The following is a 14,617-nucleotide window of genomic DNA, read 5'->3' on the forward strand; positions in this document are numbered from 1 at the left end:
ATCGCCCGCAGAACCACCATGGCAGACTGACAACGAAAATTCTATTGCGCTTCCGAAGAAAATGTAGAACGTTATATGGAGAACGTTCTACAACTCGTCGGGAGGACTTGATGAACTTTCAGCCGGCAGCCATCAGCGGCAACCTCGTTTCGCGCGTCTGGTCTGGGGACATGATCGCGCCGCTATCGGATGGCGGTCAGGGAACGGCCGCAAGCTTCGTCTCCAAGACTTTCGAACATGATGGCGCCAAGCTTCCCGTCGAGCTCTTTATCTCCGCACTTGGCCTCTACCGCTGCTTCATCAACGGCGCTCGCGTCGGCAGCGACCTGTTGACCCCAGGTTGGACGAACTACGACGATCGCCTTGCCTATCAGCGATACGACATCTCGAACCTGCTCAAGCCGGGCCTCAACCGCATCGAGATCTGGCTTGCCGACGGATGGTACCGATCGCCTTTGATGTGGGGCGCCCAGGCGATCCCGAATTGCTGGGGCGACAGAATCGGCGCCATTGCGGATCTGATCGGAGCTGATGGCACCGTTCTTTCCACCGACACCACATGGCGAAGCGGTGTTCTGCCGATCCTGAAGTCAGGGATCTATTTCGGCGAAGTCTACGACGCCCGCCAGGAAAACTACGTCGAGACCCACGGCACCGAGAGATTGCCCTTCGACAGAGAGCTGCTCGTCGCGCATGAAACTGCTGCGGTGCGCGAGATGCGGCCACTCGCCGCGGTCGAAAACTGGACCGACGATGAGGGTAGGAAGATCTATGATTTCGGCCAGAATGCCGGCGGCTACATCAGATATACGGTCCGGGGCACTGCCGGTGCCGAAGTCCGGGTGGAGCATTCGGAAGTTCTCGGTCCCAACCGTCATTTCGACAATCGCAACTATCGCACGGCCGCCGCACATACCGTCTACACGCTGCGGGGAGACGGCGACGAGACCTACGCGCCACATTTCACCTTCCACGGCTTCCGTTATGCCAGGGTGACGATCAAGGGCGATGCGAAGATTCTTGTAATCGCGTCCATCCCGATCTCGTCGGTGCCCGAGCCTGCCGGCGGTTTCACCTCTGGCAATGCACTGGTCAATCGACTCGTCGAAAATACCATCTGGTCGCAGCGCGCCAATTTCATCGAAGTGCCGACCGATTGTCCGCAGCGCGACGAACGCCTGGGCTGGACGGGCGACGCCCAAGTGTTTGCCGCAACCGCATGCTGGCTGAGCGACAGCCAATCCTTCCTAAGGAAGTATCTGCGCGATGTGATGGCCGATCAGCGCGAGGATGGCGCCGTCTCACATTTTTCGCCGGATCCGACGCGCTTGCATCCGGCCAATTTCCCGGGCTATGCCGGCTCGACCGGCTGGGGCGACGCGATCGTCGTCATCCCCTGGGTACTCTATACCCATTACGGCGACCGGGCCGTTCTGTCGGAGTGCCTGGATTCGATGGTGCGCTGGGTCGATTTCGTCTGGTCAATCTCGGATGGTCCGCTCGTGCGTCCGCCCTCGCGTTGGGGCGACCGCGGCTTCACCTTCGGCGACTGGCTGCAGCCGGTCGGCGACAACAGGAAGCCTCGTCCGACGATCGCCGACGACTGCGCGGCCACGCTCTATCACTTCATCTCGACCGACCTTCTGGCAAGGATCGCAGCCACTCTCGGCGAGCATGCCCTTGAAGAAAAGATGAAACAGCGCGCAAACGAGATCCGGCTGACATTTTCCAACGAGTTCATCACGCCCGCGGGACGGCTCGCACACAACGACCAGACATCCTACGCCCTGGCCTTCCTTCACAACCTGATACCGGCAGAGCACAGGCAAGCTGCACAGCAGCATTTCCGGCAGGTGATCATCGATGCCGACTACAAGATCGGCACCGGTTTCATCGGCACGCCCGCCCTGCTGCCGGCGCTGACGAAGCTCGGCATGGACGATCTTGCCGAAAAAGTCTTCCTGCAGGAGGATGTGCCGGGCTGGCTCTACCAGGTGTCGAAGGGGGCAACGACGATCTGGGAGCGCTGGGATTCCATGGCGCCTGACGGCACCATCTACGAACCCGACATGAACAGCTATAACCACTATGCCTATGGCGCGGTCTGCCAATGGCTGTTCGAAAGCGTCGCCGGAATTTCGCCGAGCCCGAGCGCACCCGGATTTGCCGAGGTCATTGTCGATCCGGCGCCGATTCCGTCCCTTTCGCCGGTTTCGGCCCATCATGATATCAGCCAGGGGCGCATCGAGGCCGGCTGGCAGTGCGACGGCAACAAAGTCACCTATGTATTGACACTTCCGGAAGGCTGCATCGGCCGCTTCCGACCAGGAAAACGGCATCAAAACCCGTCGCTCAACGGAGAGCTCGTCGTCGAGGAAGCCGTTCTTGCCCCGGGAACGCACCGACTGGTCTTTTCTCTACCCAGTTCTTGAGGAGCATACACGTCACACCGTTCAGAGGAGGAACGTCATGACACATCGGATAAAGCTCATTCTTGCGGGCGCGTCCGCGCTTTTGGCGCTGGTCGCGGCCGGTCCGTCGCATGCAGAAACCACGCTGTCATTCCTGATCGACAATAACCCGGACACGGTCGCGGCGGCCGAGGCACTGGTTGCCGCCTATCAGACAAAGGCGCCTGACGTGACGATCGAAATCGAGCCGCGGGCAGGAGGTGGCGAGGGTGACAACATCATCAAGACGCGCCTGGCGACGGGCGAGATGTCCGACGTGTTTCTCTATAATTCCGGCTCGCTGCTCCAGGCGCTGAAACCCGCGCAGACGCTTGTCGATCTGAGCGGTCTTGCGTCGCAGGCGAAGGTGGACGAAGGCTTCAAGTCGGTCGTCCGCGCCGACGGCAAGCTCTACGGTGTTCCCTTCGGCACGGCGATGGCGGGGGGCATCCTCTACAACAGGAAAATCTACCTGGACCTCGGCCTGTCAGTCCCGAAGACATGGGCGGACTTCATGGCGAACAACGCAAAAGTCAAGGCATCAGGCAAGGTGGCCGTGGCGCAGACCTATCGCGATACCTGGACCTCGCAGCTGTTCGTTCTGGCGGACTATTACAACCTGCATGCCGCCGTGCCGAACTTCGCCGCCGACTACACTGCCAACAAGGCGAAATACGCAGAGACGCCGGCGGCCATGAAAGGCTTCGAACGGCTGAAGGACGTTCACGACGCTGGCCTGATGAACGAGGATTTCGGCGCGGCAAGCTATGACGATGGCCTCAGAATGGTGGCAACGGGCGAGGCAGCGCATTATCCAATGCTGAGCTTCGCAATCGGCGCGCTCAAGCAGAATTATCCCGAGAACCTCGCAGATGTCGGTTTCTTCGCGCAGCCGAGCGACGACGCGGCGACGAATGGCCTGACGGTCTGGATGCCGCCCGCCCTCTACATTCCCCTTACCAGTCAGCACGCAGAGGAAGCGAAGAAATTCGTGGATTTCGCAGGAAGCGTCGAAGGCTGCAAGATCATGGTGGAAACCAACACCGTGCAAGGGCCTCCCTTGATCGACGGCTGCGGTTTGCCTGCCGACGTACCGCCTGCGGTGAAGGACATGCTTCCCTATTTCGAGGCCAAGGACAAGACGACCCCGGCGCTGGAATTTGTTTCGCCGGTCAAGGGGCCGGCTCTCGAGCAGATCACCGTCGAGGTTGGCTCCGGTATTCGCCAGCCTGCCGACGCGGCAAAACTCTATGACGACGATGTGCGCAAACAGGCCAAGCAACTCGGCCTGCCCAACTGGTAGCGGTCTATCGGGCTAGTTGACCTCGCTCCGAGGGGCGAGGTTCCACCCGATCGAAGAGGTAGTCATGACAGAGACACGCCCCCGCTCGCGCAAATCGCCCTACCCGCTGTGGTTTTTCATTCCGGCCGCAATCATCTACGGCGTGCTGTTTCTGGTTCCCACGGTCTCGTCACTCTGGTTCAGCCTGACGCGATGGGACCTTTCGACGGCTGAATTCATCGGACTCGAGAACTTCTGGCAATTCTTTTCCGAACCCTTCCTAGTCAAGGGGCTCGTCAACACACTGATCTACGCGGTGACGACCTCCGGCCTGAAGACGGTCTGCGGGCTGCTGCTTGCCGTGCTGCTGACCAGCAATATCTTCGCCCGCGGCTTCCTGCGCACGCTGGTCTTCTTTCCCGTCCTGGTCTCGACGATCGGCATCGGCATCACCTTCACGGTGATGATGCATCCGACCAGGGGCATCATCAATGTTACGCTCGAAACGCTCGGCATTCCGGGACCTGGATGGCTCACCAATCCGGCGCTGGCGCTTTTTTCGGTGGCTTTGGTCGACGTCTGGAAGGGTGTCGGCCTCGCCACCTTGATCTTCATCGCCGGGCTTGCCGCGATCAGCCCCGATTATTATGAGGCCGCGAGGATTGACGGCGCCACGCGTCTCCAGCAATTTTTCCGGATCACCCTGCCGCTCGTGCGTCCCGCCACTGTCATCGTAGTGACATTGTCGCTGATCGGCGGGCTTCGATCCTTTGACCTGATATGGGCGATGACCCGCGGCGGGCCTGGTTTCTCCTCCGATGTGATCGCCTCGGTCATCTACAAACAGTACCAGGCGGGTTTCTACGGCCTGTCGACGGCCGGAAACGTTATCCTGTTTGCGCTGATCGCCGTAATCATCCTGCCATTCACCCTGTGGTTCAACCGGCGCGAGGTCGAGGAATGAGGAGCGTCCGCCCTTACGTGACCGGCGCGATAGCCCTTGCGGTGGCGGCCGTCATCTTCGTCATGCCCTTCGTTTTCGTCGCTCTCCAGGCGGTCAAATCGAAATCCGAAGCCTCTCGCCTCGATTTCGAATTGCCCGAGTATTGGCTGTTCTGGGATAATCTGATCGCCGTCTTCAAGGCGCGCGACTACCAGCTCGCACTCGCCTATTTCAACTCCACGCTGATCACCGTGGCCTCCGTCACGATCCTGATCCTGCTGTCGGCAATGGTCGGATATGTGATGCAGCGTCGCAAGACCGTCTGGAACAAGGTGGCCTCCATTGCCCTGTTCATGGGTCTGATGATGCCGCCAGCCGTCGTGCCCACCATCGGCCTCTTGCAGGAGATCGGTCTCTTCAAGACCATGACCGGGATGATCCTGATCCAGGTCGCCTATAATCTCTCTTTCTCGACATTGCTCTACCGGTCGTTCATTTCGACCATACCACGCGACCTCGACGAGGCGGCGCTGATCGACGGCGCCAAGCCGCGGCAGATTTTCTTCAGGGTGATCCTGCCGCTTTTGAAGCCGGTGACCGTCACCAACATCGTCGTCCAGTCGATCGCGATCTTCAACGATTTCACCAACCCGCTCTACTATCTTCCAGGCAAGGAGAACGTGACGGTGCAGCTGACGCTCTATAACTTCCAGAGCATGTACACGAGCCAGTACAATCTCCTGTTCATGAACATCCTCCTCGTGACGATCCCGCCGCTGATCGTCTTCATCTTCTTCAACCGGCAGATCGTCGCGGGCATGACGGCCGGCGCAGTCAAAGGGTAGCAGAATGGCTGAGCTCACTCTCAAACAGGTTCGCAAGAGCTTTGGCGCCCTCGAAGTCATCAAGGGGATCGATCTGGAGGTTGCCTCCGGCGAGTTCGTCGTTTTCGTCGGCCCGTCTGGATGCGGAAAGTCGACGCTGCTGCGGATCATCGCCGGCCTGGAGGAAACGACGTCAGGCGCGCTGACCATCGGCGGCAAGGACGTGACCTATGCCGAACCCTCGGAGCGCGGCATTGCCATGGTATTCCAGAGCTACGCGCTTTACCCACACATGACCGTGGCAGAGAATATCGGCTTCGGCCTTTCACTCGCCCGCCGCCCAAAGGCGGAAATCGCCGCCAAGGTTGCGGCGACGGCTGAAACCCTGCAGCTCACCCAGTTGCTGGAGAGAAAGCCGAAAGCACTCTCCGGCGGCCAGAGGCAGCGCGTCGCCATCGGCCGCGCGATCATCCGCGATCCCAAGGTCTTCCTGTTCGACGAGCCACTATCCAATCTCGACGCTTCGCTCAGAGCCCAGATGCGCCTTGAGATCGCCGATCTGCACGCCCGCCTGAAATCGACGATGATCTATGTCACCCACGACCAAGTCGAAGCCATGACGATGGCGGATAAGATCGTTGTCCTGAAGGGCGGCGCGGTCGAACAGATCGGCAGTCCAATGGAACTCTACCGCAATCCCGCGACACCATTCGTCGCCGGCTTCATCGGCAGCCCGAAGATGAACCTCTATGGCGGCGAGATAGCGCGGCGATTGAACTGCACGACCTATGGCATCCGCCCTGAGCATATCAGGCTTTCGGAAAGTGCCGGGCAATGGCAGGGCAGGATTCGGCATCTCGAGCGGCTTGGCGCTGACGCGATCCTCTACCTCGACGTTCCCGAACTCGGCGAGATGGTGGTGCGCGCCGAAGGCGAGACGCCGTTTGCGCCTGGAATGACGGTCTGGGCAAATCCGGTCGAAGGAGCGGAACATCGATTCTGAAGCTAACGCCCGCCCGCCGTCTCGCTCATGAGCCTGCGGAATTTCAGGCGAGAAGACGCGCGGGTTGGCCTTGGCGGATTACCAGTTCGACCGCCTGCTTGTCGAAAGATACGAAGCTCTCGCCGCCAAGCCATGCGCCTTCATGGGCAATCACGCCATCTGCGAAATCACCACCCGCCTCCAGCATGGCCAGTCCTGCTTCGACAGCAGGACGGTTCATCGCCACATTGCCCGCGTTGAGCAGGTCGTGGATCGTCTGTGAAACATCTTCCTTTGAGAGCCTGGCTCCTCGACGCAGTATCCAGACCAGTTCACATAAGCTCGGCAGAGAAACGGCGATCAGCGATGCTTCCTTGAGGAGCTTTGCCGCTGCCCTGCCCTGCTCAGCATCATCCTGCAGGACGGCTCGAGCAAGAATGTTGGTATCGACTGAAACTTTCATTCCTCGCCGGCCCAGCCCGAAGCCACGATTTCGTTCATCTCTTCGATGGTCAACGGCTTATTCAGTTTGCCAGCATGCCGACCGATAAAATCGTCGATTGTCCCCGTTGGACGAGCGGCCTTTACCCGCAGCTCGCCCCCAGGCAGCTTGTCGAATTCGATCCGCTCCCCCGGTTTGACCCCAAGGTGCGTCAGCAAGTCCCGTCTCAGCGTGATTTGCCCTTTCATTGTGACGGCAAGGGAAGCCATGGAAAATCTCCTACTTTAAACCAATACAAAAGTAATGGAATTTTTCCTTACATTCAAGGTTCGAGTGATAGGGACTTTGCCTTCACATGCCTGTTCGTGTGTGGCTCAGTCCAACCGAAGAAAAGAGCGCCGACGCATGAGCCGCCTTCTATGCACCCGGTTTAGAACCGGTCGGGACGCAGGGGCGTCAGATCGACAGCCGGGGTCTGTCCCGCGACCAGCTGGGAAACGAGATAGCCGGTCAGAGCCGACAGCGTCAGGCCGAGATGGCCGTGGCCGAAGGCGTAGGTGACGCGGGGCAAGTGCCGGGATCTGCCGATCACCGGAAGTGAATCCGGCATGGACGGGCGAAAACCCAACCACTCGTCGCTGCCCTGTCCGGCCGCCGGCAGGAGCATTTTCACGCCGTCACGGATCATCGCGGTCCGTTTTGGGTTCAACGGAGCGGCAAACCCGCCGAGTTCGACGGTTCCGGCCGCGCGCAATCCATCTGCCATCGGCACCATGTAGAAGCCGTGTTCGGGATAGCAGACCGGGCGCGACAGCAGATGGCCCGCTTGCGGGAACAAGACGTGATAACCGCGCTCGGTGTCGAGCAGGACACGATCGCCTGTCGATGCGGTCAGCTTGCGCGAATGGGCGCCGGCGGCCACGACGGCGTGGTCCGTCAGCATTTGCTTGTCCGCGATCCGCAGGCAGATGCCATTGTCACACGGCTCAATGGCCGAGACCTCGCCGCGGACGATCTCCCCGCCGCCGCTTATAACAGCCTGGGCGAGCGCGAAAGCGAGTTGCCTGGGGCTGGAAAACACATAGGCGTCACGGAACAGCACGCCCTTGTGGTAGAGCGGCGCAAGATTGGGCTCCATACCCTGGATATCGGCTCGGTCCAGCCGGTCCATGGCGACGCCATGGCGTTCACGCAGCCCGTTCTCGGCGTCAGCCGCCCGGAATTGCGCTTCGCTCTTGTAGAGATACAGGCAGCCGTCATGCCGCTTCAGCCGTTCGGCGCCTGCCTGCGTCACAAGCGGTTGCCAGGCAGCATCGGCGTGGGAAAGCAGCACCGCCAGGGTGCCGGCGATCCGCTCGACCTCGGCTTTCGTGCTCGATGCCAGGAAGGCGCGCAGCCACGGGACCAGTTGCGGCAGGTATCTCCAGACGATCGCCAGCGGACCGAGGGGATTGAGTAGCATGCCAGGCACTCGCCAGATGACGCCTGACGTCGCGACGGGAACGACGCCGTGCGGGGCAAAGGTGCAGGCGTTCCCATAGGAACAGGCCTGCCTGTAGGATGTATCGCCCAAGGGCGGCGCCGGATCGACAATCGTGATCCGATGCCCCATTCTTTGCAGCCAGAGGGCCGAACAGAGGCCGACCAGTCCTGCACCGACAACGGCCACATGCCGACGCTCGGCGTCGGGCAAGGGCTGAAGCTCCGGCAACGGCTTGTTCATCGGCTAGACCAGGCCCGCCAGAGCGCGGGGACGATCGTTCAGCGTGGCGGCGATGATGCGTAGCGCCGTTGCAAGTTCGTCCCGCGACGATGCGCAGCCGACATTGACGCGAACGGCATGCTCGACCGGCTGGCGGTCACAGGCAAAGGCGGTGGCGGCCATGACGGCAACGCCATGGGCACGCAGGTTGGCGGCAAAATCCTCGCATCGCCAAGGGGCCGGCAACCTCAGCCATAAAAACATGCAGCGCGGATCGGCGGAGAACGAATGGCCGGCAAGGATCGTCGTGACGATCGCATGGCGCGCGCGCAGCTCCGCAAGCTGGGCCTTCAGGATCGCTTCGGCCGTGCCGTCTTCCAGCCAGCGGGTCGCAAGCAGCAGCGGTAGCGGAGAGGGCATCCAGGCGGTTGTGCGGACCGCCTCGGCAGACAGCAGCGCCCGGCCGGGCGGGCACAAGAGATAGCCGACGCGCAGACCCGGCGCCAGCGCCTTGGAGAGTGCCGATATATGGTAGGTTCTGGTTGGAGCAAGCGTGATCAGGGCGCTTGCGCGGGTCCCGAGCATCGGTCCATAGACATCGTCCTCGATGATGACGAGATCGTGCTTCTCCGCGACGTCGACCAATTCCCGCCGGCGAGCCTCGCTCATCGTGACGACGGTCGGATTGTGCATCGAGGGAACCGTGAAGACGGCGCGCACGCTCTCCCGGCGGCAGATATCGTCGAGCTCCGCCGCCGACATCCCCTGATCGTCACTTCCGATGCCGATGATGCGGAAGCGGAACATCTGGGCAAGCGCGATCAGGCCGTAGTAGGTCAGCCTATCGCAGACGATGGTGTCGCCGGGCTCTATCAGGCTGCTGATCACCGCCAGTAAAGCATGCTGGGCACCACTGGTGACGACGATATCGTCTTCGGACGGATCGAAGCCGTTGAACGATATCCATTTTCGCGCGGCGTGGCGCGCCCAGGCAGGACCTTCCGGCGGCTGATACTCCTGCATCTGGCGGAAGCGCCGGTCCGATGAAAGGTCCGGCAGGGATTGGGCGAGGCGCTGTTGGAAATCGTCGACGGCCGGCCGGTTGACCGTCAGGTCTATGACACCGGTCGGGCTCGCTGCCCGGTCAACCCGCGGCATGGCGCCGTCGCCCATGACGATCGTGCCGCGCCGGGTGCTGCCCATTACAAGGTTGAGGTTTTGCAATTCGCGGTAGGCGCGCGTGACGGTGGAGACGTTGAGCGACCGCTCTCGCGCCAGGTCGCGCTGCGGCGGGAGCTGACTGCCGGGAGGCAAGGCGCCCGAGCGGATCTTCGCCTCGAGCTCGCTTGCGAGCTCCAGATAGGCGGGTATCCGCATTTTCCGCTCCTGATTTGTCCGGGTCACTTCCGATCTTTCAGACATACAATTCCCGTAACAGCGGCGTAAATTCCATAAGCCGGACGCACACATCAATCCCCGAGGCGCTGCGATTCAGCTCGCTTTCGTGCGACATACCACGCTTTCCCAATGTTTTCGAGAGCCTGCCGCCACCACCACACAAAATTATTTGTGTGGCTTGACAAGCCGAAGTAGGCCGAGACAATATGGCCCGGCATCGAGACAAAGAGGCAGGGACCCGGCCGATGCAAAACAGGAGGACTTCATGAGCGAGCGCTTCATTGCTTTCGAGGGCGTGCGTAAATCCTATGACGGCGTCAGCTTTGTCGTGCGCGGCCTGGACCTCAACGTCGCCAAAGGCGAGTTTCTGACCCTTCTCGGCCCCTCCGGATCCGGCAAGACCACGACGCTGATGATGCTGGCCGGTTTCGAAGCGCCGACCGACGGGACGATCACGCTTGCCGACAACAGGATCGACAGTGTCCCGCCGCACCGCCGCAATATCGGTGTCGTCTTCCAGAATTACGCGCTGTTCCCGCATATGACCGTCGGCGAAAACGTCGCCTTCCCACTGAAAATGCGCCGGCTGGGCAAGGCTGAGATCACCGAACGGGTGCGCCGCGCCCTCGACATGGTGCGCATGGCGAGCTTCGAAACGCGGCGACCCAACCAGCTTTCCGGCGGACAGCAGCAGCGCATCGCGCTCGCCCGGGCTCTCGTCTTCGAGCCGCAGCTCGTGCTGATGGACGAGCCACTCGGTGCGCTCGACAAGCAGCTTCGCGAACATATGCAGCTCGAAATCAAGCACCTGCATGCCCGCCTCGGCATCAATGTCGTCTACGTCACCCACGACCAGAGCGAGGCGCTGACCATGTCGGATCGGGTCGGCGTGTTCAATGACGGCATCCTGCAGCAGATCGCGCCGCCGCATGAGCTTTACGAGACGCCGGCAAACCCCTTCGTCGCAACCTTCATCGGCGAGAACAATGCGATATCGGGCGAAGTCGTCGTGATCGAAAATGCCGTCTGCCGGATTCGCGCCCCCGATGGTTCGATCATCACCGGCCATGCCGGAGAGGGGTTGAAGGAAGGCGCGCGGGCAACGCTGGTGTTGAGGCCCGAGCGGATTCAGCTGGCGCCCGCAACCGATGTTCCGAACCGGTTCACGGCCACCCTCAAGGAAATCATCTATCACGGCGACCACGTCAGGTTGCGCGTCTCAGCCTGTGGCTGCGACGACGTCTTCATCAAAGTGGCAGCCGCCCAGGACATTCCGGTTCATGCGCCAGGCGCGAATACCGTCATCGGCTGGACGCCGGAGGATTGCCGCGTCCTCGCGCTCTCCTGACCGGACATTCATTCTTTCGCAAACGCAGCTACAAAAAGGGGAACCACCATGATGCGTTTAAACTGCATGCTTCTCAGTTCCGTCATGACTCTTGCCATCGCAGGAGCCGCATTTGCCGAGGATACGCTGACCGTCACATCCTGGGGCGGCGCCTATACGAAGAGCCAGGAGGAGGCCTTTTTCAAGCCCTTCGCCAAGGAAACCGGCACCAAGATTCTCCAGGATGAATGGGACGGCTCGACCGCCAAGCTGAAGGGCATGGTCGAAACCGGCCAGGTGACTTGGGATGTCGTCGATGTCGAACCCAGCCATGCGCTGCAAGGCTGCGACGAAGGCTGGCTTGAGCCGATCGACTATTCGAAGCTTGGCGGCAAGGACGCCTTCATCGACGGCGCCGCGATGGATTGTGCGGTCGCGACGATCGTCTTCGGCACCATCTATGCCTATGATGCCGCCAAGTTCCCGAATGGCGGGCCGACCACCATGGCCGATCTGTTCGATACGACCAAGTTCCCCGGGCCGCGCGCCTTGCGCAAGTCGCCGAAGACCACGCTGGAATTCGCGCTGATTGCCGACGGCGTCAAACCCGCCGAGGTCTACGACGTGCTCGGGACGCCGGAGGGCGTCGACCGCGCCTTCAAGAAGCTCGACACGATCAAGAAGGATGTGAAGGTCTGGTGGACGGCCGGTGCACAGCCGCCGCAGCTTCTCGCCGACGGCGAAGTCGTGATGACCACGGCATGGAACGGCCGTATCTACGATGCCGTCAAGAACAGCGGCAAGAACTTCAAGATCGTCTGGGACGGCCAGGGAATGGACTTCAATCTCTGGGCCGAGCCGAAAGGCTCGAAGAACAAGGAACTGGCGGACAAATTCGTCGCCTTCACCGTCAATCCCGACGTGATGGCGCAGCAGTCCAAATATATTTCCTATGGCCCGACCCTGAAAGCGGCCATCGCCAAGGTTCCGGCGGATATTCTTGTCGATCTGCCGACCGCGCCTGAGAACACGAAGACCGCCTTTGTCGTCTCCTCCGAGTTCTGGGCCGACCATGATGAAGAGTTGACCGAACGCTTCAACAAGTGGCTCGCACAGTAACCTCTTCGGGCGGGCGAGTGTATCCCTGGCTCCGTCCGCCCCCTTCTCTACCGCAGGAAGGCATGAGCGATGGTGATCGCGACAATGAATGAAAGCGACGGCTCTATGATTGCCGCCCGCACGCGGGTGAAAAGCCTCGGCAGTGCGAAAAGCAAGGCGCAGCTGAGAGCGCTGCTCCTGGTCGCGCCTCTGTTGATCTTCCTGCTGCTCGTTTTCGTCCTGCCCATTGCTCTGTTGTTGACACGCGCGGTCGACAACAGGGCGGCTTCCGCCGCCCTGCCCTACACGATGTCGGCCCTTTCCGGCTGGGATGAAAAATCCCCGCCCGACGAAGCGCTGTTTGCTGCCTTTGCCACCGATCTGAAGCAATCGCCGCGCGACCAGATCGCCGAAGTGGCCAAGCGTCTCAACTATTACGAGACGGGCATGCGCTCGATGCTGCTGAAAACTGCGCGCACGATCCGCAACGCGAAGCCGCCCTACAAGGCCGCTTTTGTCGCCATCGATTCCAAGTGGGAGACGCCGCACTACTGGACGCTCATCAAGAATGCGTCGCCGCCCTTCACCGACTATTACCTGCTCGCCTCGCTCGACCTGGAGCGCGACGCCTCAGGCGCCATCGGCAGGGTCTCGGCGGAGAATGCAGTGCATGTCGATGTGCTGATCCGCACATTCGTCGTCAGCGCTTCGGTCACGGTGATCTGCCTGTTCCTCGGCTATCCCCTCGCCGCGCTGATCGCCCGGTCGAAAGGGGCGGTTGCCAATACGCTGCTGATCCTGGTGCTCCTGCCGTTCTGGACCTCTCTCCTGGTCCGCACCAGCGCCTGGGTCGTCCTGCTGCAGGGACGCGGCGTCATCAACTCGGCGCTCATCTGGCTGGGCTTGATCGACCCCGCACATCCCCTCGACCTGATCTACAATCGCATCGGTGTGCTGATCGCCATGACCCATATTCTGCTGCCCTTCATGGTGCTGCCGATCTACAGCGTCATGAAGAGTATACCTCCGGTCTATCTGCGTGCCGCCTCGTCGCTTGGCGCACCGCCGATGTCGGCCTTCTTCCGCATATACCTGCCGATGAGCATGCCTGGTGTTAGCGCCGGCGGGCTGCTCGTCTTCATCCTGGCGCTTGGCTACTACATCACGCCGGCTCTGGTCGGCGGGCCGGGAGACCAGATGGTGAGCTATTTCATCGCCTATTACTCCAACCAGGTCACGAACTGGGGCATGGCGGCGGCTTTGAGCACGATTCTGCTGGTGGCGGTGCTGATCCTCTATGCCGTCTACAATCGCATTGTCGGCATCGACAGGCTGAGGATCGGCTGATGACGAATTTCCTTTCTTTCCCGCGGCTGTTTTCGATCCTGTTGTGGCTGGCTGGCGGCCTCGTGATCCTCTTTCTGATCGCGCCGATCGTGGCGATCGTGCCGCTCTCCTTCAATGCCGAGCCGTTCTTCACCTATCCCATGCCCGGCCTGTCGCTCCGCTGGTATCGCGAATTCTTCGATTCCAACGTCTGGCAGCTGGCGCTGAAGAACAGCATCATCGTCGCCGTCTTCGCCACGCTTCTGTCGACCTTTCTCGGCACCCTTGCCGCGATCGGCCTCAGCCGGCCCTCTTGCCCGGCGCGTGCAACGCTGACCGCCATTCTGATTTCGCCGATGATCGTGCCGGTCATCGTTTCGGCGGTCGGTATCTATTATGCCTTCGCGGCGGTCGGGCTGCTCAACAGCCTGACCGGGCTGGTGCTGGCGCATACGGCGATCGGCGCCCCCTTCGTGGTGATCACCGTCACCGCGACGCTCGCAAGCTTCGATCACAATCTGATGCGGGCGGCATCCAGTCTCGGCGCAGCCCCAGTCGAAGCGACCTTGCGCATCATGCTGCCGGTCATCGCGCCGGGGGTGGCGTCCGGCGCGCTCTTCGCCTTCGTGACGTCGTTCGACGAAGTGGTGATTGCGCTCTTCATAGCCGGTTCCGAAGAACGCACGCTGCCGCGCCAGATGTGGAGCGGCGTGCGCGAAACGCTGAGCCCGACGATCGCCGCCGTTGCCACGCTCCTCATCCTGTTTTCGACGCTGTTCCTCGCCACGATCCAATGGCTGCAGCGCCGCGCCGAACGCCAAAAGATTGCGCATAGGGACTAAT

13 protein-coding genes are annotated in these 14,617 nt (G+C 61.2%); 9 read left to right on the top strand and 4 right to left on the bottom strand.

Annotated elements, in window-relative coordinates; translation table 11 throughout:
* Window positions 1-110: 110 nt before the first annotated feature.
* The 5 genes from HX898_RS23315 (at window position 111) to HX898_RS23335 (ending at window position 6,502) form a co-directional block, all read left to right on the top strand.
* Window positions 111-2,432 (top strand): alpha-L-rhamnosidase, encoded by a 2,322-nt coding sequence (locus HX898_RS23315; protein WP_180195880.1) that lies wholly within the window; start codon window positions 111-113, stop codon window positions 2,430-2,432.
* Between the two features lie 37 nt (window positions 2,433-2,469).
* Window positions 2,470-3,753, top strand: coding sequence for an extracellular solute-binding protein (locus HX898_RS23320; RefSeq protein ID WP_180195881.1), 1,284 nt, complete (start codon window positions 2,470-2,472; stop codon window positions 3,751-3,753).
* Between the two features lie 64 nt (window positions 3,754-3,817).
* Window positions 3,818-4,696 carry a sugar ABC transporter permease gene (locus tag HX898_RS23325; RefSeq protein WP_180195882.1) on the top strand — a complete coding sequence of 293 codons (879 nt, stop codon included), beginning with the start codon at window positions 3,818-3,820 and terminating at the stop codon, window positions 4,694-4,696.
* Window positions 4,693-5,520 carry a carbohydrate ABC transporter permease gene (locus HX898_RS23330; protein ID WP_138390231.1) on the top strand — a complete coding sequence of 276 codons (828 nt, stop codon included), beginning with the start codon at window positions 4,693-4,695 and terminating at the stop codon, window positions 5,518-5,520. Before HX898_RS23325 ends, HX898_RS23330 begins: the two co-directional genes overlap by 4 nt.
* 4 nt (window positions 5,521-5,524) lie before the next feature.
* Complete coding sequence (locus HX898_RS23335) at window positions 5,525-6,502, top strand: ATP-binding cassette domain-containing protein (RefSeq protein ID WP_138390229.1); 978 nt, start codon at window positions 5,525-5,527, stop codon at window positions 6,500-6,502.
* 43 nt (window positions 6,503-6,545) lie between these two features.
* Here HX898_RS23335 and HX898_RS23340 read toward each other — a convergent pair whose 3' ends face one another.
* From HX898_RS23340 to HX898_RS23355, 4 genes are all read right to left on the bottom strand, one after another.
* On the bottom strand, window positions 6,546-6,944 hold the full coding sequence (locus HX898_RS23340; protein WP_029873484.1) for a type II toxin-antitoxin system VapC family toxin: 399 nt from the start codon (window positions 6,942-6,944) through the stop codon (window positions 6,546-6,548).
* A complete protein-coding gene (locus HX898_RS23345; protein ID WP_138334589.1) occupies window positions 6,941-7,192 on the bottom strand; it encodes an AbrB/MazE/SpoVT family DNA-binding domain-containing protein in 252 nt (83 codons plus the stop codon). Before HX898_RS23345 ends, HX898_RS23340 begins: the two co-directional genes overlap by 4 nt.
* Window positions 7,193-7,353: 161 nt before the next feature.
* Window positions 7,354-8,646 (bottom strand): FAD-binding oxidoreductase, encoded by a 1,293-nt coding sequence (locus tag HX898_RS23350; RefSeq protein ID WP_180195883.1) that lies wholly within the window; start codon window positions 8,644-8,646, stop codon window positions 7,354-7,356.
* Window positions 8,647-8,649: 3 nt separating this feature from the next.
* The gene (locus HX898_RS23355) at window positions 8,650-10,047 is read right to left on the bottom strand and encodes a PLP-dependent aminotransferase family protein (protein WP_180195884.1); all 1,398 of its coding nucleotides are present in this window, start codon (window positions 10,045-10,047) and stop codon (window positions 8,650-8,652) included.
* 241 nt (window positions 10,048-10,288) lie between these two features.
* Here HX898_RS23355 and HX898_RS23360 point away from each other — a divergent pair, with 241 nt between their 5' ends.
* The 4 genes from HX898_RS23360 to HX898_RS23375 all read left to right on the top strand — a co-directional run bounded on the left by HX898_RS23360 (window position 10,289) and on the right by HX898_RS23375 (window position 14,616).
* Window positions 10,289-11,371: an ABC transporter ATP-binding protein gene (locus HX898_RS23360; protein ID WP_180195885.1), complete on the top strand. Its 1,083-nt coding sequence runs from the start codon at window positions 10,289-10,291 to the stop codon at window positions 11,369-11,371.
* A 48-nt stretch (window positions 11,372-11,419) separates the two neighbouring features.
* A complete protein-coding gene (locus HX898_RS23365) occupies window positions 11,420-12,469 on the top strand; it encodes an ABC transporter substrate-binding protein (RefSeq protein ID WP_138390220.1) in 1,050 nt (349 codons plus the stop codon).
* Between the two features lie 69 nt (window positions 12,470-12,538).
* Complete coding sequence (locus tag HX898_RS23370; protein WP_180195886.1) at window positions 12,539-13,795, top strand: ABC transporter permease; 1,257 nt, start codon at window positions 12,539-12,541, stop codon at window positions 13,793-13,795.
* Complete coding sequence (locus HX898_RS23375) at window positions 13,795-14,616, top strand: ABC transporter permease (RefSeq protein ID WP_017958323.1); 822 nt, start codon at window positions 13,795-13,797, stop codon at window positions 14,614-14,616. The genes HX898_RS23370 and HX898_RS23375 overlap by 1 nt, the downstream gene beginning before the upstream one ends.
* Window position 14,617 lies beyond the last annotated feature (1 nt).

This window comes from Rhizobium sp. WYCCWR 11128 (genome assembly GCF_013416305.1).
GTDB lineage: Bacteria > Pseudomonadota > Alphaproteobacteria > Rhizobiales > Rhizobiaceae > Rhizobium > Rhizobium indicum.

What these genes read in the sequence shown, in the direction of transcription:
- HX898_RS23315 (WP_180195880.1), top strand. Translation starts at nt 111, where the DNA reads ATGAACTTTCAGCCGGCAGCCATCAGCGGCAACCTCGTTTCGCGCGTC.
- HX898_RS23320 (WP_180195881.1), top strand. Translation starts at nt 2,470, where the DNA reads ATGACACATCGGATAAAGCTCATTCTTGCGGGCGCGTCCGCGCTTTTG.
- HX898_RS23325 (WP_180195882.1), top strand. Translation starts at nt 3,818, where the DNA reads ATGACAGAGACACGCCCCCGCTCGCGCAAATCGCCCTACCCGCTGTGG.
- HX898_RS23330 (WP_138390231.1), top strand. Translation starts at nt 4,693, where the DNA reads ATGAGGAGCGTCCGCCCTTACGTGACCGGCGCGATAGCCCTTGCGGTG.
- HX898_RS23335 (WP_138390229.1), top strand. Translation starts at nt 5,525, where the DNA reads ATGGCTGAGCTCACTCTCAAACAGGTTCGCAAGAGCTTTGGCGCCCTC.
- HX898_RS23340 (WP_029873484.1), bottom strand. Translation starts at nt 6,944, where the DNA reads ATGAAAGTTTCAGTCGATACCAACATTCTTGCTCGAGCCGTCCTGCAG.
- HX898_RS23345 (WP_138334589.1), bottom strand. Translation starts at nt 7,192, where the DNA reads ATGGCTTCCCTTGCCGTCACAATGAAAGGGCAAATCACGCTGAGACGG.
- HX898_RS23350 (WP_180195883.1), bottom strand. Translation starts at nt 8,646, where the DNA reads ATGAACAAGCCGTTGCCGGAGCTTCAGCCCTTGCCCGACGCCGAGCGT.
- HX898_RS23355 (WP_180195884.1), bottom strand. Translation starts at nt 10,047, where the DNA reads ATGTCTGAAAGATCGGAAGTGACCCGGACAAATCAGGAGCGGAAAATG.
- HX898_RS23360 (WP_180195885.1), top strand. Translation starts at nt 10,289, where the DNA reads ATGAGCGAGCGCTTCATTGCTTTCGAGGGCGTGCGTAAATCCTATGAC.
- HX898_RS23365 (WP_138390220.1), top strand. Translation starts at nt 11,420, where the DNA reads ATGATGCGTTTAAACTGCATGCTTCTCAGTTCCGTCATGACTCTTGCC.
- HX898_RS23370 (WP_180195886.1), top strand. Translation starts at nt 12,539, where the DNA reads ATGGTGATCGCGACAATGAATGAAAGCGACGGCTCTATGATTGCCGCC.
- HX898_RS23375 (WP_017958323.1), top strand. Translation starts at nt 13,795, where the DNA reads ATGACGAATTTCCTTTCTTTCCCGCGGCTGTTTTCGATCCTGTTGTGG.